This window comes from Catellatospora sp. IY07-71 (assembly GCF_018326265.1).
Classification (GTDB): Bacteria; Actinomycetota; Actinomycetes; order Mycobacteriales; family Micromonosporaceae; genus Catellatospora.
The window spans coordinates 375,722-399,109 of sequence record NZ_AP023360.1 but is presented as its reverse complement, the minus strand read 5'-3'; the positions used below and the strand labels follow the sequence as shown (position 1 = coordinate 399,109).

Here is a 23,388-nt window from a genome sequence, read left to right as displayed (position 1 = left end):
TCCTCTGCCCCCGTACGGCCGCCCTCAGGCGGCTAAGGCGCTAACGACGTCGGCTACCAGTTCGGCGCGGGCGCGCGCGACCCGGGACCGGATCGTGCCGACCGGCACCTCCTGGACCGCCGCGGCCTGCTCGTACGACAGTCCCAGCAGCTGGGTCAGCACGAACGCCTCCCGGCGGTCCGGCGCGAGCCGGTCGAGCAGCTGTGCCGCCCCGATCTGGCCCGCCGGGTCCGGGTGGTGCCCGGCGGTCAGCGCCTGCGCCGCCAGGCGGGTGCCCAGCGCCCGCTGCCTGACAACGGTACGCAGGTGATCGGCGCAGGTGCGGCGGGCGATGCCCAGCAGCCAGGTGCGCACCGTGGAACGTCCCTCGAACGCGGGCAGTGCCCGGAACGCCCGCAGGTACGTCTCCTGGGTGAGATCGTCTGCGGTGCCCGAGTCGACGAGCGCGGCGACGAAGCGCCACACCTCCGCCTGGGTGGTCCGGACGAACGCGGCCTGCGCCAGCGGGTCCCCCGCGCGCGCCGCCAGCGCCCACTCGGTCGCCGGATCGGCGATCGAGAGCGGCTCGTCGGCTGGCACGGGGGGCACGGGGAGCAAGCCTAACCGCCGGTCCGGCTCACTCCGGGCGGTGACGTCGCGCGTGTCCCGCGACACCGCCGGGAACCAGACGGGGGTACGCGCCGACTACCCGCCCATGACGAACTGCGACGAGGTGCGCGACGGGCTGTCCGCACGGCTGGACGGCGAGGTGCGGGCGTGGGCGGCCGAGACCGGCCGGGAGCCCGGGACGCTCGACGGCCACCTGGCCGGCTGCCCGGACTGCCGGGCCTGGTTGCGGGCCGCCGAGCAGGTCAACCGCGCGGTCCGGGTGCAGGCCGTGACGGTGCCCGATCTCACCGCGCCGATCCTGGCCGCGGTCGCCGCCGAGCGCGACGCTGCCGCGTCCGCGGTGCGGCGGCAGGCGGCGGGCCGGCGGCAGATCCTGCGGGTGGCGCTCGGCGTGACCGCCGTGGTGCAGGTGCTGCTGGCGCTGCCGATCCTGCTCGCGGGCGTGGGCGAGCTGCACACGGGCCGGGAGGCGGCCTCGTTCGACATCGCGCTCGCGGTCGGGTTCGCGCTCGCCGCGTGGCGGCCGGAGCGGGCCCGCGCGTTCGTGCCGGTGGCCTTCGTGCTCGCCGCCTGCCTGACGGTCACCAGCGTGTTCGACGTCGCCGACGGCATGACGGCGCTGGCCCACGAGATCGGCCACGCGGCCGCGTTCGTCCAGGCCGGCCTGCTGTGGGCGCTCAGCCGCACCACCGGCATCTCCCGCGGGCCCCGCGCGGCGGCTACGGTCGCCCCGTGAGTCACATGACTGCCACCCCTCGCCGCGCCGCCGCCCCCGCGCGCTTTGAAGATCACCCGACTTGCCTGGCACATGGGCGAATGAGCCGCCAAGATACGCCCACCTGCCCGGCAAGTCGGTCGATCATGACCCGGTGGCGGGCGCTGGCCGCCGTGGTCGGGTTCCTGGCGCTGACGCTGCTGCCGGCCAGCCCGGCGTACGCGCACGCGGCGCTGCTGCGCACCAGCCCGCCGGCCGGGTCGGTGGTGCCGGAGGCGCCGAAGGAGGTCACGCTCACCTTCAGCGAGCCGATCGCCCCGGTCGCCGACAAGATCCGCATCGTCGGGCCGGACGGGGAGCGGGCCGACCGCGGCACCCCGACGGTCGACGGCAACGTGCTCAAGATCGGGCTGCGCGACGACGCGCCCCGCGGCACCTACCTGGTCAGCTACCGGGTGATCTCGGCGGACAGCCACCCGATCCCGGGCGGGTTCACCTTCTCCGTGGGCGCCCCGTCGGCCGCCCCCGCCGAGCTGCCGGAAGAGAAGGTCGACACGACCATCCGCAACCTCATCGCCGCCGTCAAGGTCATCGGGTACGCCGGGCTGGTGCTGCTGGTCGGGCCGGTGCTGGTGCTGGCGCTGCTGTGGCCGGCCCGGCTGAGCCAGCGCGGCCCGCGCCGCCTGATGTGGACCGGGTTCGGGCTGGTGGCGCTGACCACCCTCGCCGGGCTCTACCTGCAGGCCCCGTACACCACCGGCACCAGCCTGTTCGGGGCCACCGCCGGGGACCTCGGCGACGTGCTGGGCAGCCAGTACGGCATCGTGCTGCTGGTGCGGCTGGCGCTGCTCGGCGTCGCCGCGTTCCTGGTCCGGCCGCTGCTGGCCGGGCGGGACGGGATCGTGGACCGGGTCCTGCTGCTGCTCGTCGCGGCGGGTGCCGCGCTGACCTGGCCGCTGGTCGGGCACCCGGCCGCCTCGCCGGTGCCGGCCGTGTCCGTGGTCGTCGACGCGCTGCACCTGGCCGGGGCCGCGGTGTGGCTCGGCGGCCTGGTCATGCTTGCGGCGTACCTGCTGCGCCTGGCCGACAGCCGCGAGCTGGGCGCGATCCTGCCGATCTGGTCGCGCTGGGCGGCGCTGGCCGTGTCCACGGTGCTGCTGGCCGGGGTGGTCTCCGCGCTGATCCAGATCGGCACCCCGGCCGCGCTCGTCGAGACGACATACGGGCAGCTGCTCATCGCCAAGACGGTGCTGGTCGGGCTGGTGCTGGTGGCGGCGTACTTCGCGCGGCGGTTCACGCTCCGCGGCGCGGCCGACAATCCGCGGCCGCTGCGCCGGGTGGTCACCGTCGAGGTCGCCATCGCGGCCGTGGTGCTCGCGGTGACCGGCGCGCTCACCCAGACCACCCCCGCGCGCACCGCGCAGGAGACGGCGCAGCTGCCCGCCCAGCCGGTCATCTACTCGACCACGCTGACCAGCAGCCAATGGACGCTGCAGGTGGAGGTCGATCCGGCGAAGCGGGGCGACAACGCGGTGCACCTGTACGCGTACAAGCCGGACGGCTCGCCCCAGCCCGTCGTGGAGTGGAAGGCGACCGCGTCGCTGCCCTCGGCCGGGGTCGAGAAGGTGGCGTTCCCGATGCTGAAGCTCACCGACAACCACGCCAGCGGCCAGGTCTCCCTGCCCACGGGCGGTGACTGGCAGCTGACGTTCACCCTGCGCACCTCCGAGATCGATCAGGCCACGGTCACCGCGACGGTGCCGATCCCATAGCGCCCAGCGCGACGCTGGGCAGTACGAAAGGTCTTAGGCATGAAGATGACGCGCCGACTCGGCGTGGTCGCGGCGACGGTGCTCGGCCTGCTGGCCGTGGCCGTGCCCGCGGCGGCCCACGTAACGGTCAGCCCGAACACCGCCGTGCAGGGCAGCTATGCCCGCGTGGCGTTCCGGGTGCCGAACGAGTCCGACGACGCGGGCACCACCAAGCTGGAGGTGCACCTGCCGGAGGACGCGCCGGTCGCGTCGGTCTCCACGCAGCCGGTGCCGGGCTGGACGGTGGCCGTCACCAAGCGCAAGCTGGCCACCCCGATCGAGGTGCACGGCAGCCCGGTCAGCGAGGTCGTGGCCACCCTGACCTGGACCGCGACGAGCGCGGACGCGGCGGTCAAGCCGGGGCAGTTCCAGGAGTTCCCGGTCTCCATGGGGCCGCTGCCCAAGGTGGACCAGATGGTCTTCAAGACGCTGCAGACCTACTCCGACGGCGCCGTGGTGCGCTGGATCGAGGAGCCGGTCAACGACGGCACCGAGCTGGAGAGCCCGGCGCCGGTGCTGAAGCTGACCCCCGCCGCCGCGGCCGCCGAGGCGACCCCGTCGGCCGGGGCCACGGTGGCGCTCGGCGACCAGACCAAGGCGGCCGGCGGCAACTGGGCCGGCATCGCGGGCCTGGTGGCGGGCGTGCTCGCGCTGATCCTCGCGGGCGTCGCGCTGGCGCGTACCCGCCGCCCGTCACCTCCCGCCGCCTGACCCGAAGTCAGGAAGGGCACCTTCTACATCGCAAAGCGATAAGAGCGACCGGCAATAGGTTCATTTGAGGCGTCGGGTGGTGGGACGGCCGTCCCAGCGGTAGCGGGGGCGGGCTTGTCGGATGAGTTGGCGTGTGGTGATCAGGGCTGCTGCCAGGTAGAGGTAGAAGTCCACGACCTGCGCGTTGCGTTCGGTGCAGCGGCGGATCTTGCCGTAGCCGTTCATCCATGAGTGGGTGCGTTCCACCACCCAGCGTTTGCCGACCTGGATGGGGGCGGGGAGGCCTTTGCGGGCGATCTGGCCGTGCAGGCCGCGGTCGTGCAGGCGCTGGCGGGTGGGGGTGTTGTCGTAGGCGCGGTCCAGGTGCACGGTGACGTCGTCGGGCAGGGGGCCTGTCTGTTGGGTGGCGGTGTCGAGGGTGGCTTCCAGCAGGGCGTTGTCGTTGCGGTTGGCGGGGGCGGAGATCACGGCCAGGGGTATGCCGGCGGCTTCGGTGCCGGTGGAGCGTTTGAGGCCGCCTTTGCCGCGGTCGACCGGGGAGCGTCCGGCGCGGTCTCCGCCGCAGGGTGCTTTGGTGAGCGCGCCGTCGACGGCGATGTCGTGCAGCTGTAGGCCGATCATGTTGTCGTAGGCGGCCAGGGTCAGGGCGTGCAGTTGCTGGGCGAGGCCTGCGCTGGCCCAGTCGGCCAGGCGGCGGCGGATGGTGCGGTCGGAGCATCCTGGGCCGGCGATGCGTTCGTAGCCCGAGCCGTGGAACAGGGCGTGGATGACGTGTTCGAAGACGACCTGGTCGGGGATGCGGCGGCGGTGGCAGCCCAGCGGGTGTGCGGGGTCGTATTCGGGCCGGTCGGGCAGCAGTGCGGCGAACTGGACCCAGATCGGGGTCAGCAGCGATGATGGCAGCGCAGGCACGGGACTCCTGTCATTGAAGCGTAGAGAACTCCAATGATCGATAAGTCCCGTGCCTGTTTGCTACCCGCGACCGGCTACCTGTCCAGGTCCGCACCTAATGCCGGTCGCTCTAAGAAGGTGCCCTTCCTTTCTGCGCATCCCGGTGAGGGCTGGGGCGTTGGTCCGGGTGGACCGCGCCGACGATCCGGCGCGGCGTCGCGCCCGCCGCTGTCGGGCGCCGCCCCCACCGGAGGACACGGGATGCGCGCTGCGCGAGTGCTCATCGGCATGCTGGCCCTGGTCCTGGCGTTGCCCGCGCTGGCCGCGGGTATCGCGGCGGCCTGGCTGACCGGGCACGACAGCCCCGACGGCGCGTTCCACGCAGCGGTCGCCCCGCTGCGCGACCCCGAACGGGTGCTGGTCGTCTCCGACATCGACGCGCTGCTGCGGCGCGACGTCCCGTACGCCCGGGTCGGCGGGGTCGAGCTGCGGGTGTCCGCCAGTTCGGGCAACACGCCCGCGTTCGTCGGCATCGCCGCGCCCGACGAGGTGGCCGCCTACCTGGCCGGGGTCCGCTACACCGAGGTCGCGCAGACGCGGATCGGCCCCGGGCCGCTGCTGCTGCGGACCAACCGGATGGACGCGCCGGGCCGGGAGCCCGGTGACCCCACAGCCGAGGACTTCTGGCTGCGCGAGGGCCTGGGCAGCCTGTCCTGGCGCCCGGAGCAGGATCGGGGGCGGCACCTGGCGCTGGTCGTGGTGCTGCGGGACGCGCCGTCCACCGGGCCCGCGCTGCCGTCCGACGCCCTCAACCTGGACGTGGCGCTCGACGCGGACTGGCTCGGCTCGGCCATGTGGGGCGTGCTCATCCTGGCCATCGTGCTGCTGGTGGTGGCGCTGGTGACGCTGGCCTGGCCCGGCCGCCCGGCCGAGACCGCGCCCGAGCCGGCCGCCGACGACGAGCTGACCTCCCTGCTGGACCCCGCGGACGACGGCACGATCATCGCGCTGCCCGCCGACACCGACCCGGGGCTCACCGCCCCGCCCGCGCCGGAGCAGCGCGCCGCGGAACCCGAGACGGTGGTACGCGAGCAGCTCGACGTGCCCTGGGCAGGGGCGCCCTACACGGGTCCCGCCGAGGACACGGTGGCCTGGCCCGCGCCGTCGGCGCCGCGCGGCTGGTTCGAGTCGTCGGCCGGCGCGCGCCGGAGCGAGGTTCGGGCGGACGGCCGGTTCGCGGCGGCCGTCGGGGCCGGTCACGCGGAGGCGGTGACGGCGGCGAGCGCCGTGCCCGCGATGCGGGGCGTTCCCGCGCCGGACCTGCCGTGGCCGCCGCTGCGTGGGGTGCTGCCGGGCACCCAGCCGGTGCGCGATGTGATCACCGAGGAGTTCCTGCCGGGCATCTTCGACCGCCCGGCCTGCACGCTGCGGCTGGAGCGGATCCCGGCGGCGCGCTGACCGCGCACAGGACGAGCGGCCCGACGATGCGGGCCGCTCACACCGGGGGAACGGTGTTCCATCTGGGGGCCGTCCCGGGGGAGACGGTGTCCCTGTCTCCTACTGTAAGGAAAACCGCCAGAACGGACAAGACTGGCTAAACGGTCCTTGACGTGAGATAATCCCATGGTCCAGGACGCACAGGCAGGAACGCCACCAGGGCCAGGCTGAGCAGCACGTACGCGTTGCGGGCCAGGAACAGGCCGGGCGTGTCCGTCGGCACCGCCGCGACACCCCAGTCGACCAGCGACACCACGCCGATCACGCAGACGGCGTACACCCCGGCCGCGAACGCGAGCCAGCCCCAGCGACGCCCGCCCGTGCTCTGCGTCGCCGCCGCGATCAGGGACACGATCGCGGGCACGAACCAGTACAGGTGGTGCGGCCAGGTGATCGGGCTGATCAGGCCGGACAGCAGGCCGGTCAGCGCCAGCCCGGTGACGGGATCGCCGGCCAGCCCCGCCCGCGCCGCGCGCCACATGCCGAAGGCGAGCACGAGCAGCGCCAGCAGCAGCCATACCCACTTGGCGGGCTGCTCCGGCGCGACCAGCCGGGCCAGCATGCCCTGCAGCGACTGGTTGCCCGTGTAGTCCAGGCGGCCCACCCGGGCGGTGTCCCACAGCGCGCCGGTCCAGAAGTCCCAGGAGGCCCGCGGCGCGATCGCGGCGGCCACCAGGGTGACGGCCGCAGCCGCGCCCATCGCCGTGAAAGCGGCCCGCCACTGCCGGGTGACCAGCAGGTACACGATGAACAGGCCGGGGATCAGCTTGAGCGCGGTGGCCACGCCGATGCCGACGCCGGTCCACTTCGACCCGCGCGGGCCGAGCACCAGCAGGTCCATCATGATCAGCAGGATCAGCAGCATGTTGATCTGGCCGAAGGTGATGGTCTCCCGCAGTGGCTCGATCAGCAGCACCAGCGGCACGGCGACCGCGACCGCGTACCAGACCTCCCAGCCCTGCTTCCGGGCCAGCGGCGCCAGCAGCCAGTACGTCGTGACCACCACCGCGGCCACGGTGCCCAGCGTGAACAGCGTCTGGGTCACGCCCAGCGGCAGCAGCCCGAACGGGAACAGCAGCAGCGCCGCGAACGGCGGGTAGGTGAAGTACAGCGCGCCCTGCACCCGGTCCGGCTGGGCGTAGTCGTACAGCTCATGCCCGTCGCCCCACCACCACACGGCCGACATGTAGATCTTCAGGTCGAAGAAGTCGTGCGTCACCCGCAGCCGCCAGAAGCCGATCGCGCAGGCGGCGAGCACGGCGAGCACGATGAGCACCCGCCGCGGGGTCAGCTGGGCACGGACCTGAGACATGGACGCCACCCTAACCGCCGCCGCGCGCCCCGCCAGGCGTGGCCCACGCGACGGTGGCGGCACTGACAGTGCGGCCATACGGCGTACGCTGTGCCGGTGGGAGATCTGCGTAGCGCCGACCATCTGGTATGGATCGATTGTGAGATGACCGGCCTGAACCTGGGCACCGACGCCCTCATCGAGGTCGCGGCCCTGGTCACCGATGCCGAACTGAACGTGCTGGGCGACGGGGTGGACGTGGTGATCCACTGTCCCGACGCGCTGCTCGACGGCATGGTCGACGTGGTGAAGCAGATGCACGAGAAGTCCGGCCTCACCGAGGCGGTGCGCCGCTCCGCGGTCACCGTCGCGCAGGCCGAGGACATGGTGCTCGAGTACGTCACCAAGTACGTCACCGAGCCGCGGACCGCGCCGCTGTGCGGCAACTCGATCGCCACCGACCGGGGTTTCATCGTGCGGGACATGCCCCGCCTCGACAGCCACCTGCACTACCGCATGATCGACGTGTCGTCGGTGAAGGAGCTGTGCCGGCGCTGGTATCCGCGCGTGTACTTCGGGCAGCCGGAGAAGGGCCTGGCCCACCGCGCCCTGGCCGACATCCGCGAGAGCATCCGCGAGCTGCGCTACTACCGCGAGGCGATCTTCGTGCCGCAGCCCGGGCCGGACGTCGACGAGGCCAAGCGCATCGCCGCGACGATGGTCCTGCCGTAAGTCGCGTGGGACACAGCGATACCCGCTCGACGCGGGGCCGGGGGGTATGGCTATTATTGGTCGGTCGCCGCGGCTGTACGGTCAGCGGCGTGCAATGGTGGTCGTAGCTCAGCTGGTAGAGCACCGGGTTGTGGTCCCGGGGGTCGCGGGTTCGAGTCCCGTCGATCACCCTGCAGAAAAGCCCCGACGGGTAGCCGTCGGGGCTTTTTCGTGGCTGAGCTGTGGGGTGGCGGGGTTGGCATGCAAGATCGCCGTCTCGTGTCACAACCTGCGGTGCAGGCACACCTTGTGACACCAAACGGCGATCTTGGCGACGTGCTAGCCGGGAGTCAGGCCGCCGGGGTCGACGGGCTGGCCGAGGGGTCGGCGGACGGGGCCGTGGACGGCTCCGCGGACGGGTCCGGGGTGGGCTCGGCCGGCGGCTCGTACGGGATGGCGCTGCCCTTCACGTACTCCTCCCACGGCTTGTCCCAGTCGGTCCAGCCGTTGCCGTACTCCAGCTTGCGCGGCGTGCCGGCGGTCGTCAGCGGCGTGCCGACCAGCGTGTTGTTGAACAGGTACGCCGCGTTGGCCATGGAGACGTTCACGCAGCCGTGCGACACGTTGCGCTTGCCCTGGTGCTGCACCGACCACGGCGCGGCGTGGATGAACTCGCCGCCCCAGGTCAGCCGCTGCGCGTAGTCGATGTTCGTGCGGTAGCGGTTGGCCGGGTTCGGGTCGTCCATCGTGTCGAAGACGGTCTTCCGCTTCTTCTCGATGATGATCATCGTGCCGCTCGACGACGGCATCGTCGGCCGCCCCAGGCTGACCGGGATCGTCTTGACCGCCTTGCCGTCCTTCAGCACCGTCATCTGGTGGGTCTTGTCGTTGACCCGCAGTTGGATGTCCGGACCCACGCTGCACACCAGCGTCGAGTCACGGCGGCCGTAGTAACCGCCGCCCAGCGGCAGGCCACCCGCCCGCACGTGCACGAACACCTTCGTGCCGGCCTTCCAGAACACCTTCGGGCGCCAGTGCAGCTCGCTGCCCGAATACCAGGTCCAGACGCCTTCCTGGAACGGCTCCGTCGACACCAGCAGCCGGCGCTGGAACGCGGCCCGCTGCGCCTTGGGGATGGTCCGGCCCGTCTTGAAGATCAGCACCATGCCGACGCCGATCACGGCGTTGTCGGCCAGGAAGCTGCTGACGCCGACCTGCTTGCTCGCGGCCGGCTTGGCCATCGTCGTGAACGTCGCGGTCGCGGTCGCCGGCTTGCCGTCGTCACCGGTCGCGGTCACCGTCGCGGTGTACGTCGCGCCGTACGCCAGGGCCTTCTCAGGCAGCCAGCCCGCGCCGTCCGGGTGCATCGCGCCCTTGACCTCGGCGCCGTTCGCGTCCTTCAGCGAGACCTCGGTCGTCTGCGCCTCCGTCGCGGCGAACACGATCTCCGTGCCCGCCGGCACGTCCTTGGCGTCCGCGGCGGGACCGGAGATGGTCACACTCGCCTTGGGCGGCGTCTCCTGCGGCTTCTCGCCGCCGTCGTTCCCGCCGTTCCAGATCGGCGACTTGTCGCCGGTGCAGGCAGCCAGGCCGGTCACACCGGCGACACCGGCGCCGGCGAGGCCGAGCGCGGTCAGCGCGCGCCGCCGGGTCAGCTTCGGGGTGGTCGGGGTGTCGGGGGTGGGCATAGCGTCCTCACATCGTTGAGGGGTGTGCGCGGCACAACGTCATCCATCCTGCCTCAATGACGCTCCGCACGGGGGTGCGAGTTGCCCGCAGTGAGGCTTCACACCGTACATCCGGGCAGCTACCAGACTATCGGGCAGCCGGGGTCGGAGACATGGCCGAGGGTGCGGGAACGGCGCTCGGCGCCACACCCGGGGCCGCGCTCGGGGACGGGGAGGGCGAGGCCGACGAGACCGGCGGGTTGACCGCCTCGGGGCGCAGGTCGTCCGGGATCGGCAGCGCGCTGCCCTTCACGAACTCCTTCCAGCTCAGATCCCATGCCGTGAAGCCGTTGCCCTTCTCCAGCTTCACGCCCGTGCCCTTGACCGTCACCGGGTCGCCCACGTGCGTGTTCTCGAACAGCCACACCGCGTTGCCCGGGGAGACGTTCAGGCAGCCGTGCGACACGTTGCGCCGGCCCTGGTCGCCCACGCTCCACGGCGCCGAATGGATGAACTCCCCACCCCAGGTCAGGCGCTGGGCGTACTGGATCGCCACCCGGTACTGGTCGCCCGGCTCGCCGGTGGTGTCGAAGATGGTGGACGCCTGCTTGTCCATGATCACCATGGTGCCGGAGGAGGAGGGGGTGCTCGCCTTGCCCAGGCTCACCGGCATCGACTTGACCTTCTTGCCGTTGCGCAGGACCTCGATGTGCTTGTCCGAGTTGCGGACGACCAGCTCCAGCTTGTCGTTCGTGATCTTCGCGGCGGCGCGGCGGTCGTCGTCGCCGTAGCGGCCCTCGCCCATCGGGACGCCCTTCAGAGCCGCGCGGACGGTGAGCTTCGTGCCCGGCTTCCAGTACTGCGGGGCGCGGTAGGTGACCTGGCGGCCGCTCATCCAGTGCCATACGCCCGGCTGGGGCGGTGTCGTCTCGACGAACAGGCGCTTCTCCACCGCTGCTCGCGCGGACTCGGGGATCTGCTCGGAGAACTCGACGACGACCGGCATCGCGACGCCGTAGGTGTGGTCGTCGAAGAGGTACATGCCCGTGCCGACCTGGCGCTGCGGCTCGGCCATGGTGGTGAAGGAGGTCTGCGAGGTGACGGCGCGGCGGCCGTCGGTCGCGACGGCGGTGACCGTGTAGGCGGTCTTGTACTGCAGCGGCTTGTCGGGGACCCAGGTGGTGCCGTCGGGGCGCATCCGGCCGGGTACGAGCCTGCCCTTGGCGTCGGCGACGTGCACCGAGCGGACGGAGGCGTTGGTGGCGGTCAGGCCGATCTCGGTGCTGACCGGGAGGTCCTTGGTCTCGGCGGCGGGGGTGAGTTCTAGGGTCTGCGCGGGTGGGGCGGGGGGTGGGTTCTTGGCGGCGGTGACGCCGGTGGGTTCGCTGTCACATGAGGCCAGCGTGGGTACGAGGAGAGCGGCGGCGACCGCCGCGACGCCGAGCCTGCGGAGTGCACGCATACGCCACCTGCCTGGATCCTGGTGAAATGTCCCGGTTCACATCCTGCCGTAGGGGAGTGGGGGTTGTGGTGGGTTCCGACGGATTCTCGTGACCGTGGCGCGGAATGATCTTCAGGTGAGGGCAGTCACAGGTTGCTCTGCGTGACGGGCCTGGGTGGCGTCGGGGTCCGTTGGGCTGGGGTGATATGGACAGTTCATGGTGGTCTTGGTGGGTGTTTTGGAGTGATTTGGCGGCACGGGCGGGCGGTCTGCTAACCGATTGGAGATCCGCCGGATCGCCGTGCTAAGGTTCTCTCCGTTGCCAACGAGCGCCGCTAGCTCAACTGGCAGAGCAGCGGACTCTTAATCCGCGGGTTCGGGGTTCGAGTCCCTGGCGGCGCACAGCGAAAGCCCCGTCTGACCTGGTCAGACGGGGCTTCTTGCATTCCGGGGACGGCTGGGACGCGGTCCGGTGTGCTCGACGTGAGCTCGGGTTGCCGTGACCTGGTGATGTAGGGGTATCAGCTGCCGTCATTTCCGGGCTTTTGATCTTGCTGCTGAGCGTCGGCCAGGGCTCGGACGGATGCCGTGTCGGCAACGCCCTTCAAAGAGTGCGCAGAGTGGTTCAAGTGGACCTCAAGGACGACTGCCACCCGAGCCGATGGGGAACGCGCCGCGGCGGCGCCGAGGGTGTCGTGGCTGCCGGCCCGCAGGACAGGCATCGCTCTCCAGCGCAGGAACGGAGATGTTGGCTATGACCTGGTGGCCGGCTTCCGGACCCGGCCGATCGGCAGCCGGCACATTGGCTCGCACCCGACGACCAGTAAGTCCGTCCCTGCGCGCTGAAGTTGCGCGGCGGTGGGCCGGGCGGGCTGGCTGTCCACGCCGGGATGCCCCGGAACCGTCCCCCACCGCTGAACTGCGGTTGATCGCCTCACCTCGATCGTGAGCCGATGCGGCGAGTCCGGCGGGACAGCGAAATCCGCATCGATCAACTAGCGTGCCGCTGCAAGAACACGGGGGAACGAGGTACGGGTCCTATAGGGACGATCGGCACGTTTGTGCTGACGTCCGCCGCGTGCCGGACGCCGAGATGGCGGCCCGGCCGATGTGCGATGCCCACCATGAACCCCCGTCGCGTACGGCATCGGTGCGTCCGCCGTACGGCTAGCAACCGCCAGCGATGGAAGGGTATGACGTGAGGTTGAGACACTGGCATCGCCGCGTGGCGATCGGAACGACGGCGGTGCTGCTGCTGTCGGGCCTGTCCGCACCGGCGGGGGCGGTGCCCGCCGATTCGGGGGCTCAGCAGAAGGCCACCATGCGAAATGTCGCCGTGGGCGAGCCGCCGACGGCAGCGTCCCGGTCACCGAAGGCTGTCGCACGCCACCAGCCTCAGCAGGTGCGCTGGCCGCAGGCTGGCACGGTCGAGGTGGACCTGCCTGCGGGCCGCTTCCCGGCGGGCCGGTCCGCGGCGGAGAAGGATGGCTGGACGTCGTCGAAGGTCAGGGCGGGCGGATCGCCGGTCTGGCTGTCGTCGGCCGCGCCGGAGTCGCCGGCCAAGGTGCGATCGCAGGTGCTGGACCGGGCCGCGTCCAGGGCCGCCGGATATGACCTGATCGTCAGGCTGGACCGGGTCGACGGGCGCGTCTCGGGCGGGCCGGTGGATCTGGCGCTCGACGTGTCCGGGTTCAAGGGTGCGTACGGCGGTGACTGGTCCGATCGGCTGCGGATGGTCGTGCTGCCGGCGTGTGCGCTGTCGGCGGGCCGGGCAGCCGATTGCCGGCCGCAGCCACTGGTGACCTCGCGTACGGGGGATGTGCTTTCGGCGGAGGTTCCGCTGTCGGTGTCGGCGGGAGCTTCGTCGGCTCTGGTGGCGTTGTCCTCGGGGGCCGAATCGGGCTCGGGCGACTTCGGCGCGACCTCGATGGCGGGATCGGCGAGCTGGTCCGCGGGCAGCAACGCCGGTGGGTTCGCCTGGTCGTACGGGATGCGGGTGCCCCCGGCGCTCGGCGGCCCGGCGCCCAGTGTGAAGCTGTCCTACTCCTCCCAGGGGGTCGACGGGCGGACGTCCGCCACCAACAACCAGCCGTCCTGGATCGGCGAGGGTTTCGAGTGGTCTCCGGGCTTCATCGAGCGCCGTTACATCTCGTGCAGCGAGGACATGGGTTCCGGCGCGAACAACACGCAGAAGACCGGCGACCAGTGCTGGCGTGGCCACAACGCCACGATGTCGCTGAACGGGCGCGCGACCGAACTGATCTTCAATGCCACGGACAACCGGTGGCACGGGCTGACCGAGGACGGATCGAAGATCGAGCGCCGGACCGGCGCCACCAACGGTGACAACGACGGCGAGCACTGGGTCGTCACGACCACCGACGGCACGACGTACTACTTCGGGCTCAACCGGCTGCAGGGCTGGACGAGCGGCAAGTCCGAGACCAAGTCGGTGCAGACGGTGCCGGTGTTCGGCAACCACTCCGGAGACCCCTGCCACCAGAGCGCCTTCACGGACTCGGACTGCGCGCAGGGCTACCGGTGGAACCTGGACTACGTCGTCGACCCGCACGGCAACACGATGTCGCTGTGGTGGGAGCGGGACACCAACAAATACGGCCGCAACGGCTCCACCACCGATCTTCGCGACTACGTCCGTGACGCGTGGCTGGACCATGTCGACTACGGCACGCATCAGCGCACCCTCGTCGGCGGCGTCAAGACCGACACGGTCTACACCGCGCTGCCGGTGCCCATGCGGGTCAACTTCGTCACGGGTGACCGGTGCCTGACCAACTGCACGAACCACTCGGACAACTGGTCGGACACCCCCTGGGACCTGTCGTGCACCGCTTCGCCGTGTGACGACCACACCCCGACGTTCTGGTCGACCAAGCGCCTGCGGCAGATCACCACGCAGGTCTGGAACGCCGCCACGTCCGCCCACCGCGACGTGGAGCAGTGGACGCTGACGCACTCCTTCCCGGACCCCGGGGACGGCACCCGCGCGGGCATGTGGCTGGACCGCATCGGCCACAAGGGCCTGGTCGGCACGGAGAAGACCGTGCCGGACATCAAGCTCGACCCGGTCATGCTCAACAACCGGGTGGACACGGCGCTGAGCAACGGTCTGCGCCCCATGAACTGGGCCCGGCTGGCGGCGGTGACCAGCGAGTCCGGTGGCGTCGTCGGGATCACCTACGCGCCGCAGAACTGCACGGCGAGCAACAAGCCGACCCCGCACACGAACGACAGGCGCTGCTATCCGGTCCGGTGGGCGCCCGAGGACCTCGGTGGCGCGCCCGGCCAGGAGATCACCGACTGGTTCCACAAGTACGTGGTCGAGCAGGTCACCGAGACCGACGGCGTCCTGACCGGAGCGGCCGCCAGTCCTTCGAAGGTGACCCGGTACGAGTACCTCGACGGTGCGGCCTGGCGCTTCGCCGACGACGACGCGTTCACCAAGGACAACCGCCGCACCTGGAACCAGTGGCGTGGCTACGGAAAGGTGCGGACCTTCGTCGGCACCGGCACCGACCAGGTTCGTTCGGAGACCCGGTTCTTCCGCGGGATGCACGGCGACAAGGCCACCCCGACCGGAGGGACCCGCAACGTCGTCCTCACCGACACCAGGGGCCTGCTCGCAGCCGCATTCCCCGGTGAGCAGATCCACGACCTCGACGAGTACGCCGGCATGACGCTGGAGTCGATGTCGTACGATTCGCCGACCGGTGACCCGATGGCGGGCAGCGTGTCGAAGCCATGGCGGTCGGATCCGCCGACTGCGTCGCGGACCATCGACTCGCAGACGGTGCACGCGAGGTTCACCGGCACGTCCGACACGTGGCAGTGGAGCAAGCTGGACGGTGGCCGCGCCGACCGGGTGACCCGGACCAGCACGACCCTGGACACCCTCGGCATGCCGACCAACAGCACCGAGCATGGCGATCTGTCGGTGACCGGTGACGAGCAGTGCACCGCCACGGACTACGCGCGCAATACGAACACCCATCTGCTGAACAAGCAGTCCCGCATCCGGATGTGGGCGCTCACGTGTGCCGTCGCCCTGACCGCCGGCCGCAAGTTCACCACCGCCGAGATCATCAGCGAGGTGCGCACCTCGTACGACGATCAGTCCTGGAACACCGCGCCCATCAGGGGTGAGGTGACCCGCATCGAGACGCTCAAGGACTGGGTCAACGACGCCTTCGTCCCTCTCGTCACCGCACGGTCGGCCTTCGACGACTACGGCCGGGTCACCGACGCCTGGGACGTCGACGGCAACCTGACCACGACCGCCTACACGCCGACGGCCGACGGGCCGGTCACCACGACGACCACGGTCAGCCCGAAGGGCTGGCAGGCGCAGAATGTCATCGAGCCGGCCTGGGGCGCGACGCTGGCCACGGTCGACGTGACCAACAACCGGCGCACCGATGTCGAGTACGACGCGCTGGGCCGGGTGACGAAGGTCTGGCGGCCGGGCCGGTCCAAGAGCCTGTACGCCAACACCCCGACGACGTGGCACGAGTACGCCGTCTCCAACACCGCGCCCTCGGTGATCCACACCCGGAATCTCAGCCCGAACGGGACGTTGATCAGCTCGTACACGTTCTATGACGGGCTGATGCGGACTCGCCAGACCCAGAGCCCGAAGGCCGACGGCACGGCGGGTGCGATGGTGGCCGACACGTTCTACGACACGGCGGGACGTGTCTGGCGCACGTTCGGGCCCTACCCGGTGGCCGCGGCCGCCTCGACGGTGTTCTCGCCGCACCCGGCATCGGACTTCGAGAACATCGATCAGTGGACCAAGGTCGAGTTCGACGGGGCGGGCCGGGCGGTCGAGGATATCCGCTACTACCGCATGTCGGAGCAGTTCCGCACGTCCAACCGATACCCCTCCGGCGACCGGACCGAGGTCCTGCCACCGGAGGGCGGCATCGTGACCGCGACGGTGGTCGACGCCCAGGGCAGGACGCGCCAGGTCCGCCAGCACCACGGGCTCACGACGGCCTCGGGCTACGACGCGACGAACTTCGACTACAACGCGAAGGGGCAGCAGACACGCGTCACCAACCAGGCGGGGACGGCCTGGGTGTTCGAGTACGACCTGCTGGGGCGGCCGTTCAGGACGACCGACCCGGACAAGGGCGTGGCAACGACCACCTATGACGATGCGGGCCGGATCACCTCGATCACCGACTCGCGCCCGGTGACGCTGCGCTACACCTATGACGAGATCGGCCGTAAGACCGGTGTCTACAACGGCACGGTCGCAGCGGCGAACCGGCTGACCAAGTTCGAGTACGACGGCCTGGCCAATGCCAAGGGGATGCTGACCTCCTCGACCCGCTACGTCGGCGGCGAGACGGGCGCGGCATACCAGTCCTCGGTCACGGCCCTGTCGCCGTTCGGCACGGTCTCCCAGAAGAAGATCACGATCCCCGCGACCGAGACGGGGTTCGCCGGGGAATACGTCTACGACTACGGCTACAAGGCGAACGGTGCGCCGGCGTCGACCCGGATGCCCGCGATCGGCGACGCCACCTACAGCCAGGGCTGGGAGACCCTGACCACCACGTACACGGCGACCGGGCTGCCGCAGAAGCTGACCACCGGCGCCACCAGCTGGCTGGTCACCGACACCAGCTACACCGAGCTGGGTGAGCTGGGCGTCATCACGCTGCGCGACCAGACCGCCAACCCGCAGCTGCAGATCGGCCACACCTACGACGCCGGCACGCGGCTGCTGAAGCGCATCCTCACCACCCGGGACACCGCACCGAACACGGTCTCGGACGTCAACATCTCGTACAACCAGATCGGCGGCATCACCGGGATCGCGGAGGCGTCGGCTGTCGCGGGAGTCGAGACACAGTGCTTCACGCACGACTACCTGCAGCGGCTGACCGAGGCGTGGACACCGACCTCAGGCGACTGCGAGGACAGCCCGACCCTCGCGGGTCTGGGTGGTCCGGCCAAGTACTGGACGACGTGGACCATCGACGCCGCCGGCAACCGCACCAAGCAGGTGCAGCACATCACGGGCGGTGACCTCACGACCAAGTACGTCCACCCGGCGGCCACGGCCGCGCAGCCGCACACGCTCACCAAGACGACCGACGCCAACGATGTGACCACCGGCAGCTACACCTACGACAACCTCGGCAACACGAGGACCCGGCCCACGCAGAGCGCGGGCACCCAGACGCTGACCTGGGATCCGGAAGGCCGGCTGGCCAGCTCGACCGACACCACCGGCCCGACCACCTACATCTACGACGCCGACGGCAACCGCCTGATCCGGAAGGACCCCGCGGGCAAGACGCTCTACCTGCCGGGACAGGAGATCCGGACCAACGTCGCGGGCACGGCCGTCATCTCCTGCACCAGGTACTACGGCTGGGCCGGCAAGAACATCGCCATCAGGTCCAGCAGTGCCGGCGGGAACTCGCTGACCTGGATGGTCGCCGACCGGCACAACACCACCAACCTCACGGTGGCCAGCACCGGAACCCAGGCGGTGGCCGTCCGGTGGCAGGACCCCTACGGCAACCAGCGCGGCGGCACCGCCGGGACCTGGCTGGGGACCCTGGACAAGGGCTTCGTCGCGGGGACCAAGGACAACACCGGTCTGACCCACATCGGCGCCCGGGAGTACGACCCGAAGCTCGGCCGCTTCATCTCGGTGGACCCGGTGCTGGACACCACCGACGCCCAGCAGATGCAGGGCTACTCCTACGCGCGCAACTCGCCGGTCATCTTCAGCGATCCGGACGGCCTGAAGCCGTTCGACGACATGATGCCGACCGGGAACAGCGGCAAGTCGAACGGGCACCTCATCAACCCGTACAAGTCGGATGCGGAGGAGCGGGCCGCGACGGCCAATGCTGGTAAGGCGCTGCGACTGCGCAACCTGCGCTTCCACATGATCATGAACTCCAACTTCATGGGCATCCGTGACCGCGTCGAGGACGACATCGAACGGGCCATGATCTGGGCGGATGCCGGGAAGTCCGGCGGCGGCAAGCAGAACAAGGCCGCCCAGAAGGCACTGGAAGAGCTGGTCGAGATGGGGCTGGAGGCGACCGGGCTCGACACCGAGTCGATGATGGTCGCCATCGTCGTGGGCAGGGCGCTCGACAGGATCGACGAATCTCGGAGCGAGTACAAGCCGAAGGCCTGGGACCCAGGCTTCGCCTTCAACGACGACGAGTTCGCCATCGCTTTCGAGCTCGCGATGAACGGGCACACCGTCGAGTCGCGCAACGAGAAACTGCAACCGGTGGGCAACGGTACGAGAAAGGTCTGGGACGCCTACGTCGACAACATCCGTACCGAGTTCAAGACCCCTGATGGGAACCGGTCCAAGAACATTCAGGGGTATCTGAGCGACACCAGGGATAAGCAGGCCACTAGGCTCGTCATCTACGCGAATGACCGCAATGGTCTCGAAGGGGATACCGTCCAGAAGGGCATCCGCGACTTCCTGACCTTCAGCCCGGCTCAGGACGTGGTGAAGGAGGTCGCCGTGGTCGGCAACGTCGAGGCCGACTTCCAGCCGGTGAGCTGGGATCTCGTCTGTGACGGCTTCCTGTTCTTCGACGGCTGCTGAGGAGGTCGACATGTCGGATCTGGTGGTCCGGTTCGGGCCGGTGGACACCTCGCTCAGCCCTGCCCAGGTGATGACGGCGCTCGAACAGAGCATCGAGATCTGGTTCTTGGAGGGTGCCGGGGGGCAGCGCACCTCGACGGAGGAGTTCGCGCGGCTGGTCCTCACGGTGGATCACGAGGCCCGGTCGCCGCTCGACCGTGCCTGCCCCTACGTGCTGGACGTCTACCCCGAAGGAGTGCACGACGACACCGTGCCGGGCATCTCGGCACTCGGCGTGGTGTTCGCCCGGGTGGCATCGTCGGGGCAGTTCCACGCGGTCATGCTGCGTGGGGGCCGTGAGCTGGCGCTGACCCCCGGCCTGCGGCTCGACTAGCCCGTTCGCGTGGTGAGGTCTGTTACTCGGCAGACCTCACCACGTGCCGGCACCTGCCGCGATCGGCGGCGGTGAGCGACGCAGATTCTCTGCCCCGGACCGATGAGTCCCGGGCGGCTCGCTCGTCATACCGGATGTCAGCACATCGCGGTACGGAAACGAGGAGCTCCCATGAGCGGCATCACCCACGGCAACGGCCAGTACGCCGAGGTCAACGGCCTGAACATGTACTACGAGACGCACGGCTCCGGCCGCCCGCTGATCCTGCTGCACGGCGGGCTCGGCTCGGGCGAGATGTTCGGCGCGGTGCTCCCCGCGTTCGCCGAGCACCACCAGGTGATCCTGCCGGATCTGCAGGGCCACGGCCGCACCGCCGACATCGACCGCCCCCTGGACGTGCGCCTGATGGCGGGTGACATCGCGGCGCTGATCGACCACCTCGGCCTGGACCGGCCCGACCTGGTCGGCTTCTCGCTGGGCGGCGGCGTGGCGGCGGCGACCGCCGCGCAGCACCCGGAGAAGGTGGGCCGCCTGGTCATCCAGTCGTCGTATCTGCGCACCGACGCGGTGTACCCGGAGATCCTGGCGCAGCAGGGGCAGGTGAACGCGGCCGCGGCCGAGTTCATGAAGGAGACCCCGATGTACGAGCTCTACCAGCGGGTCGCGCCGCGGCCGGAGGACTTCGGCCGGCTGCTCGACAAGATCGGGGCGGCGATGGCGGTGCCGATGGACCTCACCGAGGAGGTGCGCGGGCTGCAGGTGCCGACGCTGATCGCGGCCGGTGACGCCGACATGGCCCCGCCGAGCCACTTCGTCGAGGCGTTCGCGCTGCTCGACGGCGGGCAGCGGGACGGCGGCTGGATGGGGGAGGGAAGGCCGAAGGGCGGGCACGCGCTCGCCATCCTGCCCGGCGTGACCCACTACAGCGCCTGCGACTCGCCGCTGTTCCCAGCGACCGCCCTGGCCTTCCTCGACCAGCCCCAGCCCTGAACCGGACGGCCGGCGCCCCCCCGCTCGGCCGCCGGTGGCTCAAGGCTCCCTTCGTGCTCGTCCTTGCCGGCACGAGGGGAGCCCTGACGTCTTCTGATCATGAGTGCAGGTTCGCCGGTCCGTCAGGGTCCTCGTACCCACGTGCCGGAGGAAGCCATGACCCAGGAACGATCGCAACCCCCCGACGCCATCAGCCGCACCGGCTGGGCGGTCGCGCAGATGCCCGAGGACGAGAGGGCACCGTGGCGTTTCGCGCTCTGCTGGATGCTGGAGTGCCGCTACAGCACCGGGCGCGACCCTGGTGATCTGAAAGCGGCGGTCGCCGAGTTCGAGCGCCTGCCTGAGGCGACGCCCGGCCGGCGGAAGCTGGCGGCGGTGCTGCTGGTCGATCTGGTCAAGACCGGCAGGCTGCGTGACGAGCCCGCGGTGGCACAGGCGATGGCGCTGGCCGACGTCGTGCGGGCGGACCCCGCGCCGCTGGCGGGCAGCCGTGAGGCCTGCGCGGTGGTCCGCGCGCTGGATCTGCAGCTGGCCGGTATGAACGGGCGGGCCGGGTTCAGCCCTCAGGCCGCGTTGGCGGAGCTGGACAGGCTGGAAACGGAGGTCGGCGGCATGGAGCCGCACAGCTCCATGATCGCCTCGGCTCGCCTGGCGATGAGACACCTGCTCAGCACGGTGGCCGGTGACCACTCGCTGGCCGACCAGATGTCTGACGACCTCGCGGAGTTCAGGAAACGGCTGCCACCGGACTCGCCGGCGGTGGGCCACCTCGATCTCATGGACCTGCTCATGGCGGGCTACGCGCAGGCGATGCGGGGTGATCTCGCCGGTGCGAGGAAGGCCTACGACGCCATCCTCGACGCGATGCGCCAGCTGCCGGAGAACGATCCCCGGCGCGCGCAGCTGGCGCACATGCAGGCCACGATGGCGCCGCTGTTCCGCCAGACACAGGACGGCGGCGTCGCCGATCCGCGGCTCAGGGGCACGGGCAGCACGCCCTACGACGCCACCGTGGCCGCCGAGCTGGCCCAGCTGCGGGCTCTGGCCGACGTGCCGGGGCTCGACCCCGCCGAGCGGGCCCTCCGCATGGGCACCTCCGGCGCGGCGAAGATGGGGGTGGGCGCCGACCACCCGCCCGTGCTCGACCAGGCGATCATCGAGCTGGCCGAGGCGGTCGCGATCTCGCCGGAGCACGATCCGCGACGGCCTTTCTACCGGCTGCAGCTGGGTGTCGCGCGGATGCTGCGATTCGAATCGAGAAAACGGATCACCGACCTGCAGGACGGCACCGCGGAGCTGGAGCGCGCGAGAACGGCGCTGGGCACCACCGCACACGCGATGTGGACCATGACGAGCATGCCGCTGGCCCACGCATACCGGCTCTCCGGGCGCAAGGCGCTGTCCAGGGACACCGCGCTCAGCGGTCTGCGTGGACACGCCTGGAGCGTGCTGCTCCAGTCGGACGCCCCGGCGGCCGCGGCGGCTGCCCGGCACGCCTCGGACGACGCCATCGACGTCGCGCGCTGGTGCGTCTCGGACGGCCGGCCGGACCTGGCGGCGCGGGCGCTCGACATGGGACGCGGCCTGATGCTGCATGCCGCGACGGAGCGGCGGGCCATCCCGGAGCGGCTGATCGAACTGGGCGAACCGGGTCTGGCCGAGCAGTGGCGCACCGCGGTCGCATTGAGCGGTGTGGAGGAGGCGCCGGCACAGCTGCGCCACCGGGTGATGAGCGTGCTGGCCGGCATCCCGGTGGACGACGACGGGGCTGCGCTGGACAGCCCGGCCACGGGATCGGCCCGGTTGCTGGACGCGCCGGACGGGCCGGAGATCCACGCGGCACTGCGCATGCTCGGGTTCGACGCCCTGGTCTACCTGGTGCCCGGTGACGGCAAGAACGGCATGGCGGTGATCGTGCCGGCGGAGGACCAGGCCAGCACACTGCTGCTGCCCGAGCTGAACGACGTTCCCGCCGGGTTCCTGGCCGACGCCGCCCGGGAGCTGCCGGACGACCCGCGGCTCGGGCCGGACCGCGACCTGTCGGTGCGCGGACGGGCGAAGCTGGAAGACGTCTGCGACTGGGCCTGGCGGGTGGCGATCGGCCCGCTGCTGGAACGCGGGTTGCGGGCGCACCGGGCGCCGGCCGGCGGCCCACCCCGGGTGGTGCTGATCCCGATGCGGGAGCTGTCGGCGGTGCCGTGGCATGCGGCGCGGCGGCAGGTGAACGGACGCTATCGCTACGCGGTGGAGCAGGCTGTCTTCTCGTACGCGCCGTCGGCACGGCTCATGTGCGACGCGGCTTGGGCGTCCGACGTCCCGCTCGACGACTCGGCGCTGGTGCTGGGCGATCCCGATGCCGGCGGCGCGGCCGATCTGCCCGCCGCCCGCGCGGAAGCGCTCGCGATACACGGTGCCTTCTACCGGCAGGGCGTGTACCTCGGCCGTACGGCGACGGGCGCCCCCGCAGCGGCGGGCGCGGGCACCCGGCGCGAGGTGCTGGACCGGCTGCTCGACGGCACTGCGGGATCGGTGCTGCACCTGGCCTGCCACGGGGTGACCAGGCGGGCCGAGTACGAGCAGGTGGGCGCCGCGGGGGAGTCGTCGTATCTGGCGCTGGCCGGCGGCGACCGGCTGTCCGCGGAGGAACTCGTCGGGGCGCTCACCGCGCGGCCCGAGCGGCCCGTGGGACTCTCCGTGCTCGCGGCCTGCAACAGCGGCGTCCCCGGGCGCGGCCATGACGAGGCGTTCAGCGTGGCGACGGCCCTGCTGGCGGGCGGCTCCCGGACGGTGGTCAGCACGCTGTGGAGCGTGCCCGACACGCCGACCTCGGCGCTGATGTACATGTTCCACCACTACGTGCGGCGGGAGGGCTGCCGCCCGCTCGACGCGCTGCACCGCGCTCAGGTGTGGATGCTCACGCCCGACCGGCGGATCCCCGAGGAGATGCCGGAACCGTTGCGCCCCGCGAGCGGCCGGGAGCAGAGCATCGACGGCTGGGCGGGTTTCTTCCACACCGGGCGCTGATCGGGCAAGCCCCGCCGACGACGGTCACGTCGTCGGCGG

The 23,388-nt window shown here is 70.9% G+C and carries 14 protein-coding genes and 2 tRNA genes; 11 read left to right on the top strand and 5 right to left on the bottom strand.

Going from position 1 to position 23,388, the window contains the following annotated elements:
- Positions 1 to 24: 24 nt before the first annotated feature.
- Positions 25 to 597 (bottom strand): sigma-70 family RNA polymerase sigma factor, encoded by a 573-nt coding sequence (locus CS0771_RS01775; protein WP_371821331.1) that lies wholly within the window; start codon positions 595 to 597, stop codon positions 25 to 27.
- A gap of 31 nt (positions 598 to 628) precedes the next feature.
- Between CS0771_RS01775 and CS0771_RS01770 the strand changes: the two genes are divergently transcribed.
- From CS0771_RS01770 to CS0771_RS01760, 3 genes are all read left to right on the top strand, one after another.
- Positions 629 to 1,345 carry a hypothetical protein gene (locus CS0771_RS01770; RefSeq protein ID WP_212839493.1) on the top strand — a complete coding sequence of 239 codons (717 nt, stop codon included), beginning with the start codon at positions 629 to 631 and terminating at the stop codon, positions 1,343 to 1,345.
- A gap of 125 nt (positions 1,346 to 1,470) precedes the next feature.
- Positions 1,471 to 3,096 carry a copper resistance CopC/CopD family protein gene (locus CS0771_RS01765; RefSeq protein ID WP_244870542.1) on the top strand — a complete coding sequence of 542 codons (1,626 nt, stop codon included), beginning with the start codon at positions 1,471 to 1,473 and terminating at the stop codon, positions 3,094 to 3,096.
- Positions 3,097 to 3,135: 39 nt separating this feature from the next.
- Positions 3,136 to 3,846: a YcnI family protein gene (locus CS0771_RS01760; protein ID WP_212839491.1), complete on the top strand. Its 711-nt coding sequence runs from the start codon at positions 3,136 to 3,138 to the stop codon at positions 3,844 to 3,846.
- 60 nt (positions 3,847 to 3,906) lie between these two features.
- Here CS0771_RS01760 and CS0771_RS01755 read toward each other — a convergent pair whose 3' ends face one another.
- Entirely contained in the window at positions 3,907 to 4,758 is an 852-nt protein-coding gene (locus CS0771_RS01755; RefSeq protein ID WP_212839490.1) for an IS5 family transposase, read from the bottom strand.
- Between the two features lie 240 nt (positions 4,759 to 4,998).
- On the opposite strand from CS0771_RS01755, the gene CS0771_RS01750 reads away from it, so the two are divergent.
- Complete coding sequence (locus tag CS0771_RS01750; protein ID WP_212839489.1) at positions 4,999 to 6,195, top strand: hypothetical protein; 1,197 nt, start codon at positions 4,999 to 5,001, stop codon at positions 6,193 to 6,195.
- 136 nt (positions 6,196 to 6,331) lie between these two features.
- On the opposite strand, the gene CS0771_RS01745 is transcribed toward CS0771_RS01750, so the two are convergent.
- Positions 6,332 to 7,546 carry a glycosyltransferase 87 family protein gene (locus CS0771_RS01745; RefSeq protein WP_212839488.1) on the bottom strand — a complete coding sequence of 405 codons (1,215 nt, stop codon included), beginning with the start codon at positions 7,544 to 7,546 and terminating at the stop codon, positions 6,332 to 6,334.
- A gap of 105 nt (positions 7,547 to 7,651) precedes the next feature.
- Here CS0771_RS01745 and orn point away from each other — a divergent pair, with 105 nt between their 5' ends.
- On the top strand, positions 7,652 to 8,257 hold the full coding sequence (gene orn / locus CS0771_RS01740; RefSeq protein WP_212845559.1) for an oligoribonuclease: 606 nt from the start codon (positions 7,652 to 7,654) through the stop codon (positions 8,255 to 8,257).
- 97 nt (positions 8,258 to 8,354) lie between these two features.
- Positions 8,355 to 8,427, top strand: a tRNA-His gene (locus CS0771_RS01735).
- 159 nt (positions 8,428 to 8,586) lie between these two features.
- Here CS0771_RS01735 and CS0771_RS01730 read toward each other — a convergent pair.
- On the bottom strand, positions 8,587 to 9,924 hold the full coding sequence (locus CS0771_RS01730) for an Ig-like domain-containing protein (protein WP_212839487.1): 1,338 nt from the start codon (positions 9,922 to 9,924) through the stop codon (positions 8,587 to 8,589).
- A 127-nt stretch (positions 9,925 to 10,051) separates the two neighbouring features.
- A complete protein-coding gene (locus CS0771_RS01725; protein ID WP_212839486.1) occupies positions 10,052 to 11,365 on the bottom strand; it encodes an Ig-like domain-containing protein in 1,314 nt (437 codons plus the stop codon).
- 308 nt (positions 11,366 to 11,673) lie between these two features.
- On the opposite strand from CS0771_RS01725, the gene CS0771_RS01720 reads away from it, so the two are divergent.
- The 5 genes from CS0771_RS01720 (at position 11,674) to CS0771_RS01700 (ending at position 23,349) form a co-directional block, all read left to right on the top strand.
- Positions 11,674 to 11,746 (top strand) — tRNA-Lys (locus CS0771_RS01720).
- A gap of 823 nt (positions 11,747 to 12,569) precedes the next feature.
- The gene (locus tag CS0771_RS01715) at positions 12,570 to 18,962 is read left to right on the top strand and encodes an RHS repeat-associated core domain-containing protein (protein WP_212839485.1); all 6,393 of its coding nucleotides are present in this window, start codon (positions 12,570 to 12,572) and stop codon (positions 18,960 to 18,962) included.
- A 10-nt stretch (positions 18,963 to 18,972) separates the two neighbouring features.
- Entirely contained in the window at positions 18,973 to 19,335 is a 363-nt protein-coding gene (locus tag CS0771_RS01710) for a hypothetical protein (RefSeq protein ID WP_212839484.1), read from the top strand.
- Positions 19,336 to 19,506: 171 nt separating this feature from the next.
- Positions 19,507 to 20,325 (top strand): alpha/beta fold hydrolase, encoded by an 819-nt coding sequence (locus tag CS0771_RS01705; RefSeq protein ID WP_212839483.1) that lies wholly within the window; start codon positions 19,507 to 19,509, stop codon positions 20,323 to 20,325.
- A 156-nt stretch (positions 20,326 to 20,481) separates the two neighbouring features.
- A complete protein-coding gene (locus CS0771_RS01700) occupies positions 20,482 to 23,349 on the top strand; it encodes a CHAT domain-containing protein (RefSeq protein ID WP_212839482.1) in 2,868 nt (955 codons plus the stop codon).
- The last annotated feature ends 39 nt before the right edge of the window (positions 23,350 to 23,388 follow it).

Excerpts from the sequence above, each read along its gene's own strand:
- CS0771_RS01765 (WP_244870542.1), top strand. The coding sequence starts at position 1,471 with ATGACCCGGTGGCGGGCGCTGGCCGCCGTGGTCGGGTTCCTGGCGCTG.
- CS0771_RS01760 (WP_212839491.1), top strand. The coding sequence starts at position 3,136 with ATGAAGATGACGCGCCGACTCGGCGTGGTCGCGGCGACGGTGCTCGGC.
- CS0771_RS01750 (WP_212839489.1), top strand. The coding sequence starts at position 4,999 with ATGCGCGCTGCGCGAGTGCTCATCGGCATGCTGGCCCTGGTCCTGGCG.
- CS0771_RS01745 (WP_212839488.1), bottom strand. The coding sequence starts at position 7,546 with ATGTCTCAGGTCCGTGCCCAGCTGACCCCGCGGCGGGTGCTCATCGTG.
- CS0771_RS01730 (WP_212839487.1), bottom strand. The coding sequence starts at position 9,924 with ATGCCCACCCCCGACACCCCGACCACCCCGAAGCTGACCCGGCGGCGC.
- CS0771_RS01725 (WP_212839486.1), bottom strand. The coding sequence starts at position 11,365 with ATGCGTGCACTCCGCAGGCTCGGCGTCGCGGCGGTCGCCGCCGCTCTC.
- CS0771_RS01710 (WP_212839484.1), top strand. The coding sequence starts at position 18,973 with ATGTCGGATCTGGTGGTCCGGTTCGGGCCGGTGGACACCTCGCTCAGC.
- CS0771_RS01705 (WP_212839483.1), top strand. The coding sequence starts at position 19,507 with ATGAGCGGCATCACCCACGGCAACGGCCAGTACGCCGAGGTCAACGGC.
- CS0771_RS01700 (WP_212839482.1), top strand. The coding sequence starts at position 20,482 with ATGACCCAGGAACGATCGCAACCCCCCGACGCCATCAGCCGCACCGGC.